20 protein-coding genes are annotated in these 21,490 nt (G+C 39.4%); 18 read left to right on the top strand and 2 right to left on the bottom strand.

Translation table 11 applies throughout. From position 1 onward, the window contains the following. The first annotated feature begins 37 nt into the window (after nt 1-37). The 14 genes from MKX39_RS07035 (at nt 38) to glnA (ending at nt 15,116) form a co-directional block, all read left to right on the top strand. Nucleotides 38-547: a nucleotidyltransferase family protein gene (locus MKX39_RS07035; protein WP_340771367.1), complete on the top strand. Its 510-nt coding sequence runs from the start codon at nt 38-40 to the stop codon at nt 545-547. A 131-nt stretch (nt 548-678) separates the two neighbouring features. Then, nucleotides 679-1,239 carry an outer spore coat protein CotE gene (gene cotE / locus MKX39_RS07040; RefSeq protein ID WP_093534899.1) on the top strand — a complete coding sequence of 187 codons (561 nt, stop codon included), beginning with the start codon at nt 679-681 and terminating at the stop codon, nt 1,237-1,239. Between the two features lie 227 nt (nt 1,240-1,466). Continuing rightward, a complete protein-coding gene (locus tag MKX39_RS07045; protein ID WP_340762025.1) occupies nt 1,467-1,604 on the top strand; it encodes a YfhE family protein in 138 nt (45 codons plus the stop codon). A 152-nt stretch (nt 1,605-1,756) separates the two neighbouring features. After that, on the top strand, nt 1,757-4,324 hold the full coding sequence (gene mutS / locus MKX39_RS07050; RefSeq protein ID WP_093534897.1) for a DNA mismatch repair protein MutS: 2,568 nt from the start codon (nt 1,757-1,759) through the stop codon (nt 4,322-4,324). Nucleotides 4,325-4,344: 20 nt separating this feature from the next. Continuing rightward, entirely contained in the window at nt 4,345-6,153 is a 1,809-nt protein-coding gene (gene mutL / locus MKX39_RS07055; RefSeq protein WP_340768920.1) for a DNA mismatch repair endonuclease MutL, read from the top strand. A 12-nt stretch (nt 6,154-6,165) separates the two neighbouring features. Beyond that, the gene (gene glpK, locus MKX39_RS07060) at nt 6,166-7,677 is read left to right on the top strand and encodes a glycerol kinase GlpK (protein ID WP_340768921.1); all 1,512 of its coding nucleotides are present in this window, start codon (nt 6,166-6,168) and stop codon (nt 7,675-7,677) included. Next, nucleotides 7,678-9,324 (top strand): glycerol-3-phosphate dehydrogenase/oxidase, encoded by a 1,647-nt coding sequence (locus tag MKX39_RS07065; RefSeq protein WP_340768923.1) that lies wholly within the window; start codon nt 7,678-7,680, stop codon nt 9,322-9,324. It begins immediately after the preceding gene. Between the two features lie 25 nt (nt 9,325-9,349). Continuing rightward, on the top strand, nt 9,350-10,240 hold the full coding sequence (locus MKX39_RS07070) for an alpha/beta fold hydrolase (protein ID WP_093534889.1): 891 nt from the start codon (nt 9,350-9,352) through the stop codon (nt 10,238-10,240). Next, the gene (gene miaA, locus MKX39_RS07075; protein WP_340768924.1) at nt 10,240-11,160 is read left to right on the top strand and encodes a tRNA (adenosine(37)-N6)-dimethylallyltransferase MiaA; all 921 of its coding nucleotides are present in this window, start codon (nt 10,240-10,242) and stop codon (nt 11,158-11,160) included. The genes MKX39_RS07070 and miaA overlap by 1 nt, the downstream gene beginning before the upstream one ends. 63 nt (nt 11,161-11,223) lie before the next feature. Continuing rightward, the gene (gene hfq / locus MKX39_RS07080; RefSeq protein ID WP_093534885.1) at nt 11,224-11,445 is read left to right on the top strand and encodes an RNA chaperone Hfq; all 222 of its coding nucleotides are present in this window, start codon (nt 11,224-11,226) and stop codon (nt 11,443-11,445) included. A 74-nt stretch (nt 11,446-11,519) separates the two neighbouring features. Then, nucleotides 11,520-11,819 (top strand): rhodanese-like domain-containing protein, encoded by a 300-nt coding sequence (locus MKX39_RS07085; protein ID WP_093534883.1) that lies wholly within the window; start codon nt 11,520-11,522, stop codon nt 11,817-11,819. 153 nt (nt 11,820-11,972) lie between these two features. After that, nucleotides 11,973-13,223 (top strand): methionine gamma-lyase family protein, encoded by a 1,251-nt coding sequence (locus MKX39_RS07090; RefSeq protein WP_340768926.1) that lies wholly within the window; start codon nt 11,973-11,975, stop codon nt 13,221-13,223. Between the two features lie 136 nt (nt 13,224-13,359). Beyond that, the gene (locus tag MKX39_RS07095) at nt 13,360-13,743 is read left to right on the top strand and encodes a MerR family transcriptional regulator (RefSeq protein WP_093534879.1); all 384 of its coding nucleotides are present in this window, start codon (nt 13,360-13,362) and stop codon (nt 13,741-13,743) included. Between the two features lie 38 nt (nt 13,744-13,781). Next, nucleotides 13,782-15,116 carry a type I glutamate--ammonia ligase gene (gene glnA / locus MKX39_RS07100; protein ID WP_093534877.1) on the top strand — a complete coding sequence of 445 codons (1,335 nt, stop codon included), beginning with the start codon at nt 13,782-13,784 and terminating at the stop codon, nt 15,114-15,116. Nucleotides 15,117-15,181: 65 nt separating this feature from the next. On the opposite strand, the gene MKX39_RS07105 is transcribed toward glnA, so the two are convergent. Then, nucleotides 15,182-15,376: an integrase gene (locus MKX39_RS07105; protein ID WP_340768927.1), complete on the bottom strand. Its 195-nt coding sequence runs from the start codon at nt 15,374-15,376 to the stop codon at nt 15,182-15,184. A gap of 19 nt (nt 15,377-15,395) precedes the next feature. Here MKX39_RS07105 and MKX39_RS07110 point away from each other — a divergent pair, with 19 nt between their 5' ends. The 4 genes from MKX39_RS07110 to MKX39_RS07125 all read left to right on the top strand — a co-directional run bounded on the left by MKX39_RS07110 (nt 15,396) and on the right by MKX39_RS07125 (nt 20,356). After that, the gene (locus MKX39_RS07110) at nt 15,396-15,767 is read left to right on the top strand and encodes a phage/plasmid primase, P4 family (RefSeq protein WP_340768929.1); all 372 of its coding nucleotides are present in this window, start codon (nt 15,396-15,398) and stop codon (nt 15,765-15,767) included. 7 nt (nt 15,768-15,774) lie between these two features. After that, entirely contained in the window at nt 15,775-16,074 is a 300-nt protein-coding gene (locus MKX39_RS07115; protein WP_340768931.1) for a primase-like DNA-binding domain-containing protein, read from the top strand. Between the two features lie 613 nt (nt 16,075-16,687). Beyond that, nucleotides 16,688-17,020: a hypothetical protein gene (locus MKX39_RS07120; RefSeq protein ID WP_340768932.1), complete on the top strand. Its 333-nt coding sequence runs from the start codon at nt 16,688-16,690 to the stop codon at nt 17,018-17,020. Nucleotides 17,021-17,434: 414 nt separating this feature from the next. Continuing rightward, nucleotides 17,435-20,356 (top strand): beta strand repeat-containing protein, encoded by a 2,922-nt coding sequence (locus MKX39_RS07125; RefSeq protein WP_340768933.1) that lies wholly within the window; start codon nt 17,435-17,437, stop codon nt 20,354-20,356. Between the two features lie 742 nt (nt 20,357-21,098). Here the strand turns inward: MKX39_RS07125 and MKX39_RS07130 are convergent. Beyond that, complete coding sequence (locus MKX39_RS07130) at nt 21,099-21,209, bottom strand: hypothetical protein (protein ID WP_340768936.1); 111 nt, start codon at nt 21,207-21,209, stop codon at nt 21,099-21,101. Between the last annotated feature and the right edge of the window lie 281 nt (nt 21,210-21,490).

The raw sequence follows: 21,490 nt of genomic DNA on the forward strand, positions 1-21,490 counted from the left end.
AGAAGATATAAAAAATTTAATACTAGAAGATAAATGGATGATGGATATATTAGGAGCAGCTCAACAATTAGACCTTCCAGACTGGTGGATATGCGCGGGATTTGTTCGGTCCAAAATCTGGGATGCATTACATGGCTATATAGAAAGAACGCCTTTAGAAGATATCGATGTAATTTATTTTGATGCTAACAATAAGGAAGAATCAGAGGAAAAAAAGTGGGAGCATCAATTACGTATACTAATGCCCACAATTCCTTGGTCAGTAAAAAATCAGGCGAGAATGCACAAGATCAATAATTTGCCGCCTTATCATTCTTCAGCGGAGGGAATAGCCAATTTTCCTGAAACGGTGACTGCCATTGGAGTGAAATTACTTGGACAAAATGATATTGCGCTCGTAGCTCCATATGGGGTAGCGGACATTCTGAAGCTACATGTGAAACCAGTCCCTCACTTTGCAAAAGATAAAAATCTTATGGCAGTATATGAGCAACGTATTCAGCGGAAAAACTGGCAGTCAAATTGGCCTAAAATAACAATTAAATAGACGTATGATGTGACAAAAAGTGAGTTAATCATGGTTTTCCTCTTTTTATTCTACATAACATTTGTAACAAGATGAACCGATTGGGCGATGGGCGCATATGATGTTATGACTTGATTACAAGGAGGAAAAAAATGAAACACATGCGCCATATTGTGACGAAAGCTGTTGTTGCGAAAGGTAAAAAGAGAACAGAATCCTGTGAAGTGCTTCGTCCACCGAATACACCATCGAGTATTTTAGGTTGCTGGGTTATTAATCACACATGTTCGTCTAAAAAACACGGAAGATATGTAGAAGTAACTGGGAAATTTGATATTAACGTTTGGTATGCGCACCATGACCATTCCAAAACGTCCGTATTCACGGAAACAATCAATTATAAAGATCGCATTAAACTACATTATCGCGATAAAGACACTACAGGAGAAGAAGTACATGTACGTGTGCTGCAACAACCAAACTGCACAGAGGCAATTATTATTTCAGGTGGTACACAATTCCAAGTAACAGTAGAAAGAGAGATACTTGTTGAGGTCGTTGGGGAAACAACTATTTGTATTCAAGTACATGAAGCGGAATTTGAAGAAGAATGGGCATATGGAGAAGAAAGTTCATCTAGTTCATCTTCCAGTTCCTCTAGTTCGAGTTCCACAGGCTCCTCTAAAGAAGTGGATGATTCTTCGTCCATTTAACAAGCCGGCTATTACTACCGGCTTTTTTTTTGACGAAAAATAATTTAAGCACTGTATCATTTTTCTCTCGTTAGCTTTAAAAATACCATTTTCAAATGAAAATATGCAGGCATGTAGTAAAGAAATTTTGGGAAGTGCTTATAAAGTTCATTCCATTATAAAACACTGAATATCTCTAGTGATAAAGGAAAAACTAACAAAGATTAAAAACGAGAGGAGTGTTCTCAATGAAAGAACGTAAGCAACCACATGAAAAGTTCAAACTAAAAGATAACGGATTATCATCGATGCAAGAAGTTATATATCCAAAAGAATTCAAGCGTGCTGACAAAGAGTCATTTAAGAAAAATCCAATTAAAAAGTAACAGACTATTTGAACCCTGATTAGGTTACTTATTCAGGGTTCATTTTATTCGTCATGAATAGATGAATCCTTTCATTGATTCTTCCAACTCCCTCATTTTTCATTGTTTTTTGGTATAATCATTATATTAGTAAAGAAGAGAGAAGGATTTAAATGACTACACAGACTCCAATGATGCAACAATACTTAAAAATTAAAGAAGACCACATAGATGCGTTTTTATTTTTTCGTTTAGGTGATTTTTATGAATTGTTTCATGATGATGCTATTAAAGCTGCCGCGATTTTAGAAATTACATTGACCAGTAGGAAGGACAATATTCCGATGTGTGGCGTTCCTCATCATTCTGCGCAAGGATATATTGAAACACTTATAAGTAAAGGATATAAGGTCGCTATTTGTGAGCAGGTAGAAGATCCAAAGCATGCAAAGGGTGTTGTGAAAAGAGAGGTTGTACGTCTGGTTACACCAGGGACGCTTATAGAAGGAAAAGCAATGCAAACCAAGTCTAACTATTTTATTGCTTCTGCTGACTTACTTGCATCAAACGAAGTTGCTTTTGCTTATTTGGATGTTTCGACAGGTGATGGTTTTACGACTATTCTTTCTGGTGATGAAAAAGAGGTCGTACAGGAACTACTCTCCATCCAAGCAAAAGAACTAATCGTCAGTGAACAAATGTATGTACTGATTAATGATTTATCAACAATCCATGATTTTACGGTTTCGATTGAAAAAGAGGAGTTAACAGATGAAGCGATTCAAAAGTACATTCCGAATCATCCTAAACAAACGCATCAAACAGTAAAAAGACTTTTACAATATATTCAAAAAACACAAAAACAATCTCTTTTACATATTCAGCCTTTCACGTTTCAGCAAAGAGAATCCTTTTTGGCAATGGACTACCATTCCAAACGGAATCTAGAGCTAATATCATCTATCCGAAGTGGTGACCAAAAAGGGACGTTATTATGGCTACTAGATGAAACGGTAACGGCAATGGGAGGTCGAAAGTTAAAGCAATGGATTCATCAGCCACTCGCAAACAAACAATCGATTGAAGCACGTCAAGAAATAGTGACAAGTTTTCTAAATGACTTTATGCTTCGTGAGGAGATTAAAGAAGCTTTTAAGGAAGTATATGATTTAGAAAGACTTGTAGGAAGAATTGGATTTGGAAGTGCTGGAGGAAGGGACCTTGCTCAGTTAAGACAATCTCTTTCAAAGGTGCCAATTATAAAGCAACTACTCAGTGAATCGGAAGATACGGTGTTGCAAAAACTTGGAGCTGCTTTAGAGGATTGTGAAGTTATTTGGAGAAAGTTACAAGAAGCAATCAGTGAAAATCCTCCGATTGCCGTAAAAGACGGTGGAGTGATTAATAACGGTTACCATGAACGACTGGACCAACTTCGCGATGCTTCCGTTAACGGTAAAAAATGGATTGCCGCATTAGAGCAAAGAGAAAGAGAAATTACAGGTGCCAAAAATCTAAAAATAGGATATAACCGTATTTTTGGCTACTATATTGAGTTAACTAAATCGTATATTCATTTAGCAGATGAGTCTAGATATGTTCGAAAACAAACGCTTGCGAACGCTGAAAGATATATAACAGATGAACTGAAAGAAAAAGAATCTCTTATTTTATCTGCAGAAGATGAAAGCCTAGTACTTGAATATGAACTATTTACCCAAGTTAGGGAAGAAATTAAAACATATATACCGCTTGTTCAGAAATTGGCAAAACAAATTAGTGAGCTAGATGTCTTTATATCATTTGCTCAAGTGGCAGAGGACCATCGTTTAACAAAGCCTGTGTTTCATGATTCTAATGCCATGATCATTAAAGAAGGTAGACATCCAGTTGTTGAGAAAATGATGAACAATCAGCTATATGTACCGAATGATTGTGTACTTACGGAAGACACCAATATGCTGTTGATCACCGGACCAAATATGTCGGGTAAAAGTACTTTTATGAGACAAATCGCGATTACAACGGTGATGGCGCAAATAGGGTGCTATGTACCTGCAGAATCTGCAAAGTTACCAATTGTCGATAAAATATTTACTCGTATTGGAGCTGCGGATGATTTGGCGGGTGGCCAAAGTACATTTATGATTGAAATGATGGAATCACAGCATGCTATTATGAATGCAACAAATAAGAGCTTGCTTTTGTTTGATGAGATTGGGCGCGGTACTTCCACATATGATGGCATGAGCTTAGCTCAGGCAATGATGGAATATATTCATGAAAATATAGGTGCTAATACGCTATTTTCTACACATTATCATGAACTGACTGAGTTAGAAGAATCGTTATCGAAGCTTCGAAATGTTCATGTTTCAGCAACAGAAAAAGATGGCAAAGTTGTCTTTCTACATAAGTTAAAAGATGGCCCAGCGGATAAGAGTTACGGTATTCACGTAGCTGAGTTGGCGCAACTACCAGAACAAATTATTTCCCGCGCCCGTGAGATTTTAGCAACTTTTGAAGATCAGGAAGAAAAGGGAGAAAGTGCTGTAAATGTAAGCGAAACGCAATTATCATTTTTTGATGAGCAACCAAAGATACGTAAAGAACTAGTTACTATCCCAGAAAATAAAGCGACAGATAAAATTATGAAAAAGTTAAAGAAAGTCAATATATCGGGTACTACTCCATTAGAAGCGTTACAACTTTTATACGAGCTACAAAAAGAGCTAGAATAACCCAAAAGTAGGTGAATGAAATGGGACAAATCATTGTAATGGACGAATTGCTGTCCAACAAAATTGCAGCCGGTGAAGTGGTGGAAAGACCAGCTTCTGTTGTAAAAGAATTAGTTGAAAATGCCATAGATGCTGATAGTACTTCTATTGAAATTACGCTGGAAGAAGCAGGACTGTCTAAAATTCAAGTTACCGATAATGGTAAGGGGATGGACGCAGATGATGCGCTAAAATCATTTTCTAGACATGCGACCTCTAAAATAACTACAGAGCATGACCTTTTTAGAATCCGTTCATTAGGTTTTCGGGGAGAGGCACTTGCTAGTATAGCCTCTGTATCTAAGATTAGTTTATGGACATCAAATGGTGAAAATATTGGGTCAAAAGTAGAGTTAGAAGGTGGGAGGGTAATATCTAGTACCCCAGGTCCGATTCGGAGAGGAACGGATATTGTTGTAAGTCAACTATTTTACAATACGCCAGCTCGTTTAAAATACTTGAAGACGATTCAAACGGAATTAGGTCATTCAATAGATTTGATAAATCGCTTAGCAATCAGTTATCCAGGGATTGCCTTTAAACTTACGCACAATCAACAAACCATTATGCAGACGAGTGGTAGGGGCGATTTAAAACAAGTTTTGGCTGCCATATACGGAATATCTAACGTGAAAAAAATGGTCGCTTTCGACAATGATTCATCGGATTTTCGTATTTCTGGTTTTGCGACATTACCAGAAATAACGAGAGCATCTAAAAACTATATAACGGTTTTAGTGAACGGTCGTTGGGTAAAGAACTATGGTATAAATAATGCGATAGTAGATAGCTACCATACATTGTTGCCGATCGGTAGATATCCAATAGTAGTTCTAAATATTGAAATGGATCCAATTCTTACCGATGTCAATGTTCATCCGGCCAAGCATCAAATTCGACTAAGCAAAGAAAAAGAGCTAATGGAATTGGTTCGTATAACAATCCGTTCTATTATGCATCGAGTGCAGAAACCACCAGAAATTATAGAGAAGCCAGTTGAGAAAAAGCAACCAAGTGTACAATTCAATTTCTTTAAACAGACGTATGAGCCAGTTCAAAAGGATCCAATAACACCTGCCAATGATGGAGTGTATTTTGACCAGGCTCACAGTTCACCTGAAAAACAGACAAGTATCATATATGAAGAAGTAGATCCGTTTACAGACTTCGAAGTCCAACCAATTGAAAATATCGAAGAGAAGAAGCCATTTCCTGATTTACATGTAGTAGGTCAAATCCATGGAACATACATTGTTGCCCAAAGTGATGATGGTTTTTACTTGATAGATCAACATGCTGCACAAGAACGGGTTAAATATGAGTTTTACAAGGAGAAGATAGGGGAAGTAAATGCAGATGAGCGACAATCGCTGTTGCTGCCGCTAACTTTTCACTATTCTTTGGACGAGGCATACCGTATTAAAGAGTCTTTGGATGAATTAATAAATGTAGGGATATTTTTAGAGGAGTTTGGTTCTTCAAGCTTTGTCGTAAGAGATTATCCTACATGGTTCCCTAAGGGTCAAGAAACAAAGATTATTGAAGGTCTAATCGAACAAGTATTGAATAACCGTAAAACAGATATAAAAAAACTGCGAGAAGATGCAGCAATTATGATGAGCTGTAAGCTTTCTATCAAAGCAAATCATTATTTAACGATGAGGGATATGGAGCAGTTGCTTGAAAGCTTAAAAAATGCAAAGCATCCATTGACTTGTCCACATGGTAGACCAGTTATCATACATTTTTCTACTTATGAAGTGGAGAAAATGTTCAAACGAGTTATGTAGGAGGAAGCCAAAATGGGAAAATATATATTATCGATCGATCAAGGAACGACAAGCTCTAGAGCAATACTATTTGATGAGCTCGGCAATATTGTTCACTCTGCTCAACGAGAATTTAAACAATATTTTCCTAAATCTGGTTGGGTTGAGCATGACGCAAAAGAAATCTGGGGATCTGTATTATCCGTATTAGCTGCTGTTCTAACGGAAAGTGGTAGCCAACCAGAGGACGTTCATGCTATTGGAATTACAAACCAACGGGAGACGACCGTTGTATGGAACAAACACACGGGAAGACCAGTATACAACGCGATTGTTTGGCAATCGAGACAAACACAATCCATCATTGAAGAATTGAAGAAGGCTAATTTAGAAACGTTTTTCCAAGAGAAGACGGGCTTGAAATTGGACCCGTATTTTTCTGCAACAAAGGTAAAATGGATTCTGGATAATGTGGATGGTGCGAGAGAACAAGCAAAAGCAGGCGAATTACTTTTTGGAACGATAGATACATGGCTAATTTGGAAGCTCTCTAATGGAAAAGCCCATGTTACGGACTACTCTAATGCTTCCAGAACAATGCTCTATAATATATATGATCAGCAATGGGATGCAGAGATTTGCGAGAAGCTTGCTATACCTATGGAAATGCTTCCAAAGGTTGCCTCATCATCTGAGGTATATGCACAGACAGATCCTTCTGTTTTCTTTGGTAAAGAAATAGATATAGCAGGAGCTGCTGGAGATCAACAGGCTGCGCTTTTTGGGCAATGCTGTTTTGACAAAGGCATGGCGAAAAACACATATGGCACTGGCTGCTTTATGCTTTTAAATACGGGCGAAGAAGCAGTTGCCTCTCCGTCTGGTTTATTGACAACTATTGCGTGGGGGATTAATGGAAAAGTAACCTACGCGTTAGAAGGTAGTGTATTTGTTGCTGGCTCTGCAATTCAGTGGCTTCGAGATGGGCTTCGCATGATAAAAAGTGCACCTGAATCTGAAGTTTATGCAAAAAAAGTTGGATCCACAGACGGGGTCTATTTTGTTCCCGCATTTGTAGGATTAGGAACGCCTTATTGGGATTCTGAAGCGAGAGGCTCTATTTTCGGATTAACTAGGGGAACAACTAAAGAGCATTTCATCCGTGCAACGATAGAATCCCTCGCTTATCAAACAAAAGATGTTCTTGATACGATGGAAAAAGATTCTGGAGTAGATGTAGAGACATTGCGAGTTGATGGTGGAGCAGTAAGCAATGAGTTTCTTATGCAGTTCCAGAGTGATATGTTAAATTTGCCTGTTGAACTTGCCAAGCTTAATGAAACCACGGCATTAGGAGCGGCTTTCCTAGCGGGTCTAGCTACAGGCTTCTGGAAAGATGAACAAGAGCTTACTAACTTGCGAGAAAGTCAAAAGCAGTACAAGCCAAAAATGGAAACGAAGAAAAGAGATCATCTATATAGAGGTTGGACAAAAGCAGTTGAGGCAACACGTATTTTCAAACTTTCAGATGAAGAGGTGGAATGATTGAAGTCTTCTGTAGAACGCGAGCAAATAGTGAATACTTTAAATTATTATGAGTTTGACTTATTGGTGATAGGTGGAGGTATAACCGGGGCGGGTATTGCGCTAGATGCCGTTACTCGAGGCATGTCTGTTGCGTTAGTAGAGATGCAGGATTTTGCTGCGGGAACTTCTAGTCGGTCAACAAAACTTGTGCATGGTGGTTTACGATATTTAAAGCAATTAGAAGTGAAAATGGTTGCGGATGTAGGCAAAGAAAGAGAAATAGTGTATGAAAATGCAGTTCATGTGACGGAGCCTATATGGATGCTACTGCCCTTTCATAAAAAAGGAACATTTGGTCCTCTCACTACATCAGCTGGGTTGAAAATGTATGATTATTTAGCTGGTGTCAAAAAAGATGAGAGAAGATTAATGCTTTCTGACCATGAAGCTCTGGAAAAAGAACCCCTCCTAAAAAGTAAAGGTTTACTTGGTGGAGGTTATTATGTTGAATATCGTACGGACGATGCTCGATTAACCATTGAGGTCATGAAAAAAGCAATGGAAAAAGGGGCAGTGTGTTTAAACTATGCTAAAGCTCGTTCCTTTATTTATGATGACTATAACCAGGTAATTGGAGCGGAAATTGTTGATACAGTAAGCAATAAAAGAATTTCGATTCATGCAAAAAAAATAGTAAATGCTACTGGTCCTTGGGTAGATGGAGTTCGTGCTTTAGATGCTATTGAAAATAACAAAAAACTGAAGCTCACAAAAGGTGTTCATGTGGTTATCGATCAATCTGTTTTCCCTCTTAAACAAGCTGTCTATTTTGATACTCCTGATAAACGAATGGTTTTTGCTATCCCAAGAGATGGAAAAACGTATGTAGGTACTACGGATACATTCTTTGAAGGTGATATTCGACATCCTGTAGCAACGCCGGAAGATGTCGATTATCTAATTGAAGCCATTCATGCTATGTTTCCATTAGTTCACGTTACAGCAAATCAAGTGGAGTCTACTTGGGCAGGGGTTCGTCCATTAATATATGAGGATGGTAAGGATCCATCTGAAATTTCTCGAAAAGATGAGATTTGGCAATCGGAGGCAGGCTTATTTACAATAGCAGGAGGTAAACTAACAGGATATCGGAAAATGGCAGAAACAATAGTAGATAAAATATCCAAACAATTAGGAAATGAAAAATATGGTCCATGTGTAACTAAGCGTTTACCATTATCCGGTGGGGATATTGGTGGCTCTGAGCAATGGGAAGCCTTTCTTACTCAGAAGGAAGAAATGGCTCCAGCTTATGGTCTATCTCGTATAGAAGGTAGAAAATTGGCTAAAATGTATGGGACGAATGTCGATAAAGTATTTCAGAATGCACAAATTCTTTCTACTATCCCTTCAACTTTGCCTTTATCGCTTATCGCTCAAATCTATTACGCGGTGCATGAAGAAATGGCATATTCTCCTGTAGACTTTTTAGTAAGAAGAACAGGTATGCTCTATTTTGATATACAGCATTTTAAAGAGTATAAAGAAGAAGTAGTAAAAGTGATGGAGCAATTATTGCATTACTCCAAAGAAGAAACGACTGCGTTTAATAAACAACTAGAAATACTTTATACCGAAGCTACATTAAAAGAAAGCAGGGATTAAGCTGAAAACTATCTTAGAAGGCAAAATGTCAGATAATCATCTTATTCATATTGTGAAGTTTTCCCCTGATATACCCCCAATAGCTCATATCCATCTTCTGCATGGAATGGTAGAGCATATCGGTCGTTATGATGAATTCGCAACATTTTTAATGAGTAAAGGTTTTGTCGTTACTGGTCATGATCATCGTGGTCATGGCATAACTGCTGAAAAAAACGGTGAATTTGGCTATTTTGCAGATAAGTTAGGATTCGAGCGTGTAACAGAAGATGTTCGGGAAGTGTTATTGCATGTGCGAGAGGATTTGGGTGATATGCCGCTCATTCTATTTGGCCATAGTATGGGGTCGTTTGTAGCTCGTAGATATATGCAAAAGTATAGCGACTCATTAACTAAAGTGGTCCTCTCAGGTACTACTTTTAGTCCTGGAGTTATGGGTGAAATCGGTAAAGTGGTCGCTCAGCTTGTATCCGCTGCTAAAAGCCCAAAATCTGAAGGGACTTTGATAAATGGTATGGCATTCGGAGGATTTAATAAACAAATTCAAGATACGAAGACACCATTTGACTGGCTTACAACTGATGAAACAGAAGTACAAAAATATATAGAAGATCCACTATGTGGTTTCGTACCATCGAACCGATTTTATATAGACCTATTTGATGGGTTAAGAATAATCCACGATGACAAAAAAAATAATCATATAAAAAAAGATTTACCTGTTTTAATTATTAGTGGTATCAAGGACCCTGTTGGTAAGGATGGCAAGGATTTATTTAAAGTCGCAAAGGGCTATAAAAAAGTCGGAATGTCTAAAGTTACTGTCCATTTGGTAGAGGATGCAAGACATGAAATACTAAAAGAGGTAAACAAACTTCAAACATATGAAATAATTGTAAATTGGATGTTGGAATAATGCTAAGTAGAACAAACGTAATTGCTATAGTCGGGCCAACTGCTGTTGGGAAAACAGCTTTAAGTATTGAATTGGCTAAAGCATTTAATGGAGAAATTATTAATGGCGACTCCATGCAGGTGTACCGTGAGCTTGATATTGGAACTGCAAAAGTTACAAAAGAAGAAATGGAGGGAATTCCTCATCATCTTCTAGATATTAAAAGTCCAGAAGAGAGTTTCTCTGTAGCGGAGTACCAAAGCCTCGTCCGAGGAAAAATTGAAGAAATTACAGCAAGAGGTAAACTTCCGATAATAGTAGGAGGAACTGGTCTATATATTCAGTCGGTTCTGTTTGACTTTAGATTTACGGAACAACCGGATCGCGATGAAAACAGACTCGCCGAATTAGAAAAAATGTCTCCTGTTGATCTATTTGACCTTTTGCATTCTCTGGATCCAGAAGCAGCAATGGAAATACATCCGAATAACGTCCAACGGGTAATTCGGGCAATTGAACGAGTAGAGCTTACAGGGAAACAAAAGAATGCTATAGAGCAAAACCAAGGCCATGAGAAAGTATATCATCATTATATTATTGGCCTATCCATAGATCGGGAGCAATTATATAATCGTATCAATCAGCGAGTAGATATAATGTTGGAAAATGGCCTTCTAGGAGAAGTGAAAACGCTCCATAGTAAAGGGATCAGAGATGTGCAATCCATCCAAGCAATTGGCTATAAAGAAATATATGCTAATTTGGACGGAGAAGTTTCCTTCGATGATGCAATAGAACAATTAAAGCAAAACTCGAGAAGGTATGCAAAAAGGCAACTAACCTATTTCCGAAACAAAATGGCTATTAATTGGTTTAATCCTTTCACGGATGCAAAAAAAATATTGAAAGAAATTAATGAGTTTATGCAGGAAAAAGAATAAAAAAAGCGAATATTAACATAGTAGTGTGTTTAAACATGCAAATTGTATAATGGGGGTATTGGGATGAAACCTACAAATATTCAGGATTTATATTTAAATCAACTTAGAAAAAACGACATTTTTGTAACAGTATTTTTGTTAAATGGTTTCCAACTAAAAGGGTTAGTTAAGTCATACGATAATTTCACTGTTCTGTTTGAATCAGATGGAAAGCAACAGTTAATCTACAAACATGCAATTTCCACATTTGCTCCTTCAAAACCAGTTAAACTTACAGAAGAATAATATGGATTGTTTGACAGATAGCTATGCTCCCATTATGATTTTATAGAAGAAATCACAGAAGCGGAGAGTTTAAAATGAATGTTATTACAACAGAACAACTTTTAGAAAAATTAGATGCTGGTGAGCAAATCAGTGTCATAGATGTACGTGAAAGTGATGAAGTGGCAACTGGGATTATTCCTGGAGCTAAACATATCGCTTTAGGTCAAATCGAAAACAGCATGGATCAACTCGACAAATCAGTTCCTCATTACATAGTTTGTAAAGCAGGTGGGCGTAGTGCGATGGCCTGTGAGATTTTAGAGGAAAACGGATATGAGGTTACGAACATTGCTGGTGGTATGATGGACTGGGACGGCGAGTTACAGTTCTAACTTAACTTATCAAATTACAGTGGTCTTTATCGATAGAGCTCGATAAAGTCTGGGCTCAAATAGGCCAAGGTATATTTGATAATAACTAAGGGCTAATTTCATTTATGAGATTAGTCTTTTCTATTTGTAATATAAATATTAGGAGAATATAACATGACATTTACAACAACTTTATCGAAGGAAATATTAGAGCTTGCTGAGAAGGTAGAATCCAAAGTAGCGCCATATCAAAAGCTTGTAGAAAAAACTGCCTTTTTAAATCAACAAAAAGTAATTCAAGCCTTTAAGACACATGGTGTTAGTGATCATCATTTTCACCCATCCTTTGGATATGGCTATGATGATGAGGGACGAGATACATTAGAAAAAGTGTATGCAACGACATTTGGTTCAGAGGCTGCGCTTGTTCGCCCTCAAATTATTTCAGGTACACATGCTATTTCTATTAGTTTGTTCGGCGTCTTAAGACCACAGGACGAATTGCTATATATAACCGGTAAACCATACGACACGTTACAATCGATCGTAAGTGGTGGAGAAGAGGATACAGGGTCTTTAGCTGACTTTGGTATATCGTATAATCATATAGATTTACTGGAAACTGGGGACATCAATTGGGATGCTGTAAAAAATGCTGTAAAAAGCAATACTAAGGTAATTGCTATTCAACGTTCGAAGGGCTATGCGGTACGTCCTTCGTTTACAATAGATCAGATTAAGCAAATGGTTATCGAAATTAGAAGTATAAAAGAGGATGCAGTAATTTTCGTAGACAATTGTTATGGAGAATTTGTAGAAGAGTTGGAACCTACAGATGTAGGGGCAGATCTAATGGCTGGTTCTCTGATTAAAAACCCAGGTGGTGGGCTAGCGAAAATTGGTGGCTATATAGCGGGTAAAGAAGAATTTGTCACTAAATGTGCATACCGTATGACTTCTCCTGGTATAGGAGCGGAAGCAGGCGCTTCTTTACATGCATTAATGGATATGTATCAAGGATTCTTCCTTGCCCCACATGTCGTATCTCAGGCAGTCAAAGGAGCTATCTTCACTTCAGCTCTTTTAGAGGAGGTAGGAATGAACACGGAACCCCATTTTGCCGAGCCGCGCACCGATTTAATACAATCGGTCTCTTTTCAAAATGCTGAACAAATGATTCAATTTTGCAAAGCAATACAAATGCATTCTCCGGTAAATGCTCAATTTATGCCTGAACCGGCTTATATGCCTGGTTATGCAGATGATGTCATAATGGCGGCAGGTACATTTGTACAAGGTTCTAGTATGGAGTTAACAGCTGATGGACCGATTCGTCCTCCTTATACAGCGTTTATCCAAGGTGGATTAACATATGAACATGTGAAATATGCTATTTTAGGGGCCGTACAAACGTTAAACAGATAGTAAAGTCAAGCCATTTCGGATTAAAAGGGAGTGGTTTTAATTTTCTGAAAAATAATTGTTAGTTTTCCTGACATGATGTTGACATGTTAGCTAACATAACATATAATAATCTTATAACCTACTAGGAGGTGCAGTGATGGAAAAGGAATGGAGACGCTCAATGCCATTACTTTCGATGAATATTGTTATGCAGCTGACTGGTTTGACCGCTAGACAAATTCGTTACTATGAAGAGCAAGAACTGGTACACCCTGCACGGACGGAAGGTAAACAACGCATGTTTTCATTGGATGATATAGATATACTTTTGGAGATTAAGGATCTACTAAAAACAGGAGTTAATATTGCTGGGATTAAACAAATCTTTGAAATGAAAAATAGTCCAATTACTACGAAAGATGTTCGACAAGTGATTTCGGACAGAGAACTACGTGCGATTGTAAAAGAAGAAATGCATTTAGCTCAAAGGCAACAAAGAGCTTCTTTACGACAAGGGGACCTATCTCGATTTTTCAGATAATCGAGGTTCATATATAACTTAAATAGGAGAGTGAAATAATGAGCAAGTATACAAAAGAGGATATTAAAAAGTTCGTTCAAGAACATGAGGTGAATTTTATTCGTCTTCAGTTTACAGACATACTAGGTACTATTAAAAACGTAGAAATTCCAGTGGGTCAGCTCGATAAAGCTCTTGACAATAAAATGATGTTCGACGGATCTTCTATTGAAGGATTTGTACGAATTGAAGAATCAGATATGTACTTAGTACCAGATTTAGATACATGGGTAGTTTTCCCGTGGATTACGGGCAAAGGGAAAGTAGCTCGTTTAATCTGTGATGTAAATAAAGCAGACGGAACTCCATTTGCAGGAGATCCTCGTAATAATTTAAAACGTGTCTTGAAGGAAATGGAAGAGTTAGGATTTACAAGCTTTAACTTAGGACCTGAACCTGAATTTTTCCTTTTCAAATTAGATGCGGCGGGAGAGCCAACACTTGAACTGAATGACCATGGTGGTTACTTTGACTTAGCACCTATGGATTTAGGTGAAAACTGCCGCCGTGATATCGTTTTAGAACTTGAGGAAATGGGCTTTGAAATTGAAGCATCTCATCATGAGGTTGCTCCAGGTCAACATGAAATTGACTTTAAATATGCTGATGCAGTGACAGCATGTGATAATATTCAAACGTTCAAACTGGTTGTTAAAACAATTGCACGTAAACACGGATTGCATGCGACATTCATGCCAAAACCACTATTTGGTGTAAATGGTTCAGGAATGCACTTTAACGTATCTCTATTTAAAGGGAAAAACAATGCATTCTATGATGAATCAGCTGAAATTGGCTTAAGTGAAACAGCTATGCAATTTATGGCTGGAGTACTGAAGCATGTACAAAGCTTTACAGCGATTACAAACCCGTTAGTTAACTCTTATAAACGTCTCGTACCTGGATACGAAGCACCTTGTTATGTAGCTTGGTCAGGACAAAATAGAAGTCCTTTAATCCGAATTCCTTCTTCAAGAGGTGTAAGTACACGTATTGAAGTTCGTTCAGTAGATCCTGCAGCAAATCCATATCTTGCAATGGCAGTAATTCTACAAGCAGGATTAGATGGTATCAAAAATAAACTAACTCCTCCACCAGCAGTAGACCGTAATATTTACGTGATGACAGAAGAGGAACGTATTGAAAATGGTATTCATAATCTACCTCCTACTTTACATGCTGCTGTACAAGAATTAGGTAAGAATGAAATTATTCGCGGAGCACTTGGTGAGCATATCTACGCTAACTTTGTAGAAGCGAAAGAAATCGAATGGGATATGTTCCGTACAACTGTACACCCATGGGAACGTGAGCAATACTTGAAAATGTATTAAGCTTGATATAACAGGGTTTATTGAATAAGATCATGGGGTGTTTAAAGCGAAATAATTATGCGAAATTATCCGCACCCCCATTTCACCCCGAAAAAAGAGAAAAAAACATCATTTAAAACATCGTTCAGTCGTGAGTTGACTCGTTCGGTGTTTTTCTTTTTTATTTTACTTGAAACATGAGCATATACATCTGCGGTTATTTGATTACTACCATGACCTAGTTGTTTTTGAATATATTTAATGTCCGTTTCTGCTTCCATAAGCAAAACTACATAAGTTATGAGCACTTTTATCCAACAGTTAAACGAGGGGATAAGTAATGAAATTGCAGGATTGAAAGGAAGTCGTTTTGTAAGTGCCCAAGAAACAGAAAAAGGACGAGCATTTGGAGAATCAAAGATTAAACAACTTACTGGTGGAGATACGGTAAAAGTTCGATTCTTACACAAAGAGTTTTTTGAATACAATCCACAATTTAAAATTTTTATTGTTGGTAATCATAAGCCAACTATTAACGAAACAAAAGAAGCAATTTGGAATCGAATAAGACTTATACCTTTTACAGTAAGAATTGAAGGCCATGAAATAGACCTACACCTACACTTGAAAGAGAAGCTAATGGCTGAAGCTCCAGGTATTCTGGATGATTAAAGGGTGCATGGATTGGTTGGAAAATGGACTGCAATGCCCATCAAGTGTAAAATCTGCCACTGAAGAATATCGAGAAGAAATGGATGTAGTGAATAGATTCTTAAATGATTGTTTCGATATTAACCCATTAGCAAAAGTATCATTTAAAGAAATCTACGCTAAATTTAAAATATGGGCTCACGACAATGGAGAAAATGAAATGAGTGGTAAAGCTCTAGGGGGAAGTTTAATAGAAAGAGAGTTTGTCCCTAAAGGAATCAGCGGACAACGATTTTATGTAGGATTATCATTAAGAAAAGATGAATAGCTAGATAACAGCTGAACTACTCTAATCATCTACAAATCTTCCACAAATAGTAGATGATTAGTAGATGATTTTTTTGCAATGTAGAGACTGTTTCCCTTATGATTCTAAAGCCCCAATGATTTTAGTAGACGATTGTAGATGATTTTTTCTAACAATAAAAATATATATAAAGAAATTGAAGCTGAAGTACACACTTTGACTCTATTGTTTTTAAGCTATTTACTTGAAAAATCATCCTTATCGTCTACCAAATTATCTATCCTTATCGCTCTAAGTTCAAAGTAACCTAAACATCGTGGGATATTTTTTTAATGCTAACCCAACGTACATAATCATCTACTAACTAATAAATATACGTCTAAAAAGAGCAAGGTAAAAGGTAGCATTTACGGTTTCTTATTAATGTGGAATGAAGGAGCGATGGCACATGGGGGAAAAGTCAAATGTCTCGTCAGGCGTTATAAAAACTGTGAGTAAGAAAAAGGTTGTCGGAAACCCCTTTATACTGAATGGCTCACTGAAACAGGGTTAGCACTAGTAAATAAGTGGTCAGAAGAGGGGTTAATTATCAAACAGATTGCACACAAAATAGGGATAAACGTTGCGACATTATATGAATGGCAGGATCGCTTTTCCGAAGTTTGCCGATGCCATTAAGAAGGGGAAGAAGGTAATTGATGACGAGGTAGAGAGCTCTTTGTTAAAGAGAGCACTAGGATACCAATATGAAGAGGAATCCTGGGGAAAGAACCAATTAGGAGAGATGGTAATAGTAAAACGAATTGTGAAGTTGCATGCTCCGGATGTTACGGCTCAAATTTTTTGGTTGAAGAATCGTAATCCAAGAGAATGGCGTGACAAGGTAGAAATCAAAAACGAGCATGAAGGCACTATTAAAGTTGTAATGGGAGAAATGGAGCAATTAATGAGTAACAAACTTTTATGAGCAACATTTAAAAGTGTTAGAAGAGATCCCACTAAGCAATTTAAAACTATAACTTAGGCAATAAAAAGATGACTCTGGTATCGTTCCAGAGTCTTTATTTATGTTTCTTTGAACATTATAATCTTCCTATTTATTGGGGCAATACTCCACGAGAACTTCCCTGTTTATCATCGGGTTATCCACTTCATATGCAACACTTCCAAATTCACGTCCTCCACTTACATCTCATTTCTCAAGGTAACATGTACTCCCCTTTATAAAAAGGTCTTTCTATTACAAGCTTTATTAACAACACAAGAGACATTCAACTTATCCCCTTTCTCCACACCTGAATAGATTATTAACAGAGCAATCTTTGTTTCATCATGTGCGATATACCAGATTGTTCCAAATAAATTATAAAGGAGAGAGCAAATGTCGCAACCAAATATCCCCAATATTTCCCCTACCATTTCAATCACGAGGGATGATGCTATTAATTTACTCTTAGCTTCTATTGCCATGGAAGAGTTGGGACTAGCACATATCATTAATGCCGAAGGGGAAAAAATACAATATGCACTCGGCACAATACCAGGCTTGTCACCTTCAGCTTCGCTAGAGGAGATCTTACAAGTTAATGACAGTGTTCAAGATACGCTGGAATTGGCGATAAAAAAAGAACTACTATTAGATAGTAAATTGAAACAAGTAACTCAAATTACTTCTGGAAGTGGAGTTACTGGTCCAACCGGTGCAACTGGCGCTACCGGAGACACCGGACCTACCGGAGATACTGGAGCAACTGGCGCCACCGGAGACGCTGGTCCAACTGGTCCTACTGGAGAAACCGGACCTACTGGAGCTACCGGAGACACTGGCCCTACTGGAGCTACTGGAGACACTGGTCCAACTGGAGACACCGGACCTACTGGAGCTACTGGAGGCACTGGAGCAACTGGAGCAACTGGCGCAACTGGTGCTACTGGACCTTCTGGAGACACTGGTCCAACTGGGACTACTGGAGATACCGGACCTACTGGTGCTACTGGTCCAACTGGTCCAACTGGTGCTACTGGAGACACTGGAGCTACCGGAGACACTGGCACTACTGGAGTTACTGGCCCTACTGGTGCAACAGGCGCTACCGGGGCTACGGGAACTACTGGTGCTACCGGGAATCCTGGAGCTACTGGAGCTACTGGACCTTCTGGAGATACTGGACCTTCTGGAGATACCGGACCTACTGGAGCTACTGGAGCTACTGGTCCAACTGGTCCTACTGGAGACACCGGACCTACCGGTGCTACCGGAGACACTGGAGCAACTGGCGCTACTGGAGATACCGGACCTACTGGAGACACTGGAGACACTGGAGCAACTGGAGCAACTGGCGCAACCGGAGACGCTGGTCCAACTGGTCCAACTGGTCCAACTGGAGCTACTGGAGACACTGGCACTACTGGAGCTACTGGTGACACTGGTCCAACTGGGACTACTGGAGACACCGGACCTACTGGAGCTACCGGAGACACTGGAGCAACTGGCGCAACCGGAGATGCTGGTCCTACTGGAGCTACCGGAGACACTGGTCCAACCGGAGACACCGGACCTACTGGAGCTACTGGAGACACTGGACCTATCGGAGACACTGGCCCTACTGGTGCAACAGGCGCTACCGGGGCTACGGGAACTACTGGTGCTACCGGGAATCCAGGAGCTACTGGACCTTCTGGACCTTCTGGAGACACTGGTCCAACTGGGACTACTGGAGACACCGGACCTACTGGTGCAACCGGAGACACTGGAGACACTGGAGCAACTGGCGCCACCGGACCTACCGGTGCTACCGGAGACACTGGTCCTACTGGTCCTACCGGAGACACTGGAGACACTGGCACTACTGGTGCTACTGGTGCCACTGGTCCAACTGGTCCAACTGGGACTACTGGAGACACCGGACCTACTGGTGCAACCGGAGACACTGGAGCAACTGGCGCCACCGGAGACGCTGGTCCAACTGGAGATACTGGTCCTACTGGAGATACCGGACCTACTGGAGACACTGGAGATACTGGTCCTACTGGAGATACCGGACCTACTGGAGACACTGGAGCAACTGGCGCCACCGGAGATGCTGGACCTACTGGAGCTACCGGAGCTACCGGAGACACTGGACCTACTGGAGCTACCGGAGACACTGGCACTACTGGAGCTACCGGAGACACTGGCACTACTGGAGCTACTGGAGACGCTGGTCCAACTGGGACTACTGGAGACACCGGACCTACTGGTGCTACTGGACCTACTGGTGCTACTGGACCTACTGGTGCTACTGGACCTACTGGTGCTAGTGGACCTACTGGACCTACTGGACCTACTGGAGCTACTGGAGACACTGGAGCAACTGGCGCCACCGGAGACGCTGGTCCAACTGGTCCAACTGGTGCTACTGGTGCCACTGGTCCAACTGGAGCTACCGGAGATGCTGGACCTACTGGAGCTACTGGAGACACTGGTCCAACTGGGACTACTGGAGACACCGGACCTACTGGAGCTACCGGAGACACTGGAGCAACTGGCGCAACCGGAGATGCTGGACCTACTGGAGCTACCGGAGACACTGGCACTACTGGTGTTACTGGAGACGCTGGTCCAACTGGGACTACTGGAGACACCGGACCTACTGGTGCTACCGGAGACACTGGAGCAACTGGCGCCACCGGAGACGCTGGTCCTACTGGCCCTACTGGTCCTACTGGAGATACCGGACCTACTGGAGCTACCGGAGACACTGGCACTACTGGTGCTACTGGACCTACCGGTGTAACCGGACCTACTGGAGTTACTGGTGCGACCGGGGCTACTGGAGTTACTGGCACTACTGGTGCAACAGGCGCTACCGGGGCTACTGGCCCTACTGGTGCTACGGGATCTACCGGTGCTACTGGGGCAGGTGCTACAATACAAAACGGACTATTTAGTGTTAATGTAACATCTGTAGCAAATGGCACAGCCATTTCATATTCAACCACGTTTATTAATGGCACTGACATTTCTCACCCTTCAAACACAACCTTTGTACTAGCAACTGGGCACATTTATTTGGTTTCGTATACTTTCAGAGCAACTAGTTCTTTAATTGGAAATATTACTGTTACACCAAGATTTAATACGGTATTTCAGAGTCGATTTTCAGGTAAATCAGTTACTGGAACTTTAGATGCTAATGTTAGCGTATCAGGAACGTTCTTAGCTAATGCTACCGCAGGTGCCATTACATTAGATTTTATTTATAATGGATCTGCAACTACCACTTTGTCTGATGGTTCTGTTTCGATTATTGAAGTTCAGTAACATACAAGGGGTTGGCACTTGCCTTGCCATCCCATCCCATCCCCAATAATAGAGTTAGCTGCTACTGATTTTAATGCAGATTTAATTACTTAAACAATCTTTTATATAGACCATGATTTTTCACTAACGGATCCTTTAGTACTGTAATTAATTGAAACCACAAACACCTATTGATTGAGAAATATGCACTGCAGTTGCTGAAGAAATACGGCCATCAACCTGACAGTGGAGTTATTCATTTTGGAAGGGTTTAGAAAGCAATAGTGAACCTAAAATGATTAATAATGGGGTAATCAAAATCGATGATGTATATTTTAATGCAGTAAACGTAGAAGAATTAATAATAATAGAAAACCACCAACCATAAAGGGAGGTGGTTTGTTGTTATATTTATACCAAGCGCTGGTATTCGTATAATGTCATTATTATTTGCTCCTTCAATGTTTATGATTCACCCCATAAACCACCCCAAGAATACCCCAAAACTTAAGATATAACATGAAATCCTACAAAAAACTAAATTAACAAGCACCTGTTATTAGAAGGTTTATATGGACTGTATGACATTTAAAAACATGCTGGTATATCATCCGTACGACTGTACACCCATGGGAACGTGAGCAATACTTGAAAATGTATTAATAGTAAAAGCGTTGGGGCACTATGCTCCCAACGCTTTTTTATTTGTTATAGGTTCGTGGTAAGTATTTTAAATAATACCACATTTCTAGCATGAAATTATTCAATTTCTTTCATGTACAGAACGTGCAGCAATCTTCTTGGAAACATGTGCATATTCGTCCGATGTATTTTGCATAGAACCGTGGCCCAGTTGTTCCTGTACAAACTTCATATCAGTACCAGATTCCAATAACAAAACAGCATGTGTGTGTCTAGAGAGATATTCCCAATTTCCTCTAAGCATTCTTTAAAAGCATTAAAAGGGTAGACTTAGGTAAAGGTGTACCATTATCACGACACAAAACAAGATTCAAAACGTGAGTAACCAGTGCTTTACTTCAAGAAAAAAGAGTTGCCTATGCAACTCAATTTACTTTAAATGTAGCCTACTTTTTAATTTAGTTAATGAACGATTGATTAGATATCATTTATTCAAAACCATTTTGAGGATAG

The organism is Psychrobacillus sp. FSL K6-1464 (assembly GCF_038003145.1).
Lineage (GTDB): Bacteria > Bacillota > Bacilli > Bacillales_A > Planococcaceae > Psychrobacillus > Psychrobacillus psychrotolerans.

What these genes read in the sequence shown, in the direction of transcription:
- MKX39_RS07035 (WP_340771367.1), top strand. Translation starts at nt 38, where the DNA reads ATGATGGATATATTAGGAGCAGCTCAACAATTAGACCTTCCAGACTGG.
- glnA (WP_093534877.1), top strand. Translation starts at nt 13,782, where the DNA reads ATGAGCAAGTATACAAAAGAGGATATTAAAAAGTTCGTTCAAGAACAT.
- mutS (WP_093534897.1), top strand. Translation starts at nt 1,757, where the DNA reads ATGACTACACAGACTCCAATGATGCAACAATACTTAAAAATTAAAGAA.
- MKX39_RS07130 (WP_340768936.1), bottom strand. Translation starts at nt 21,209, where the DNA reads ATGAAGTTTGTACAGGAACAACTGGGCCACGGTTCTATGCAAAATACA.
- MKX39_RS07115 (WP_340768931.1), top strand. Translation starts at nt 15,775, where the DNA reads ATGGATTGGTTGGAAAATGGACTGCAATGCCCATCAAGTGTAAAATCT.
- MKX39_RS07085 (WP_093534883.1), top strand. Translation starts at nt 11,520, where the DNA reads ATGAATGTTATTACAACAGAACAACTTTTAGAAAAATTAGATGCTGGT.
- MKX39_RS07070 (WP_093534889.1), top strand. Translation starts at nt 9,350, where the DNA reads ATGTCAGATAATCATCTTATTCATATTGTGAAGTTTTCCCCTGATATA.
- MKX39_RS07090 (WP_340768926.1), top strand. Translation starts at nt 11,973, where the DNA reads ATGACATTTACAACAACTTTATCGAAGGAAATATTAGAGCTTGCTGAG.
- MKX39_RS07125 (WP_340768933.1), top strand. Translation starts at nt 17,435, where the DNA reads ATGTCGCAACCAAATATCCCCAATATTTCCCCTACCATTTCAATCACG.
- mutL (WP_340768920.1), top strand. Translation starts at nt 4,345, where the DNA reads ATGGGACAAATCATTGTAATGGACGAATTGCTGTCCAACAAAATTGCA.
- miaA (WP_340768924.1), top strand. Translation starts at nt 10,240, where the DNA reads ATGCTAAGTAGAACAAACGTAATTGCTATAGTCGGGCCAACTGCTGTT.
- MKX39_RS07110 (WP_340768929.1), top strand. Translation starts at nt 15,396, where the DNA reads ATGAGCACTTTTATCCAACAGTTAAACGAGGGGATAAGTAATGAAATT.
- MKX39_RS07120 (WP_340768932.1), top strand. Translation starts at nt 16,688, where the DNA reads ATGAATGGCAGGATCGCTTTTCCGAAGTTTGCCGATGCCATTAAGAAG.
- glpK (WP_340768921.1), top strand. Translation starts at nt 6,166, where the DNA reads ATGGGAAAATATATATTATCGATCGATCAAGGAACGACAAGCTCTAGA.
- MKX39_RS07045 (WP_340762025.1), top strand. Translation starts at nt 1,467, where the DNA reads ATGAAAGAACGTAAGCAACCACATGAAAAGTTCAAACTAAAAGATAAC.
- cotE (WP_093534899.1), top strand. Translation starts at nt 679, where the DNA reads ATGAAACACATGCGCCATATTGTGACGAAAGCTGTTGTTGCGAAAGGT.
- hfq (WP_093534885.1), top strand. Translation starts at nt 11,224, where the DNA reads ATGAAACCTACAAATATTCAGGATTTATATTTAAATCAACTTAGAAAA.
- MKX39_RS07105 (WP_340768927.1), bottom strand. Translation starts at nt 15,376, where the DNA reads ATGGAAGCAGAAACGGACATTAAATATATTCAAAAACAACTAGGTCAT.
- MKX39_RS07095 (WP_093534879.1), top strand. Translation starts at nt 13,360, where the DNA reads ATGGAAAAGGAATGGAGACGCTCAATGCCATTACTTTCGATGAATATT.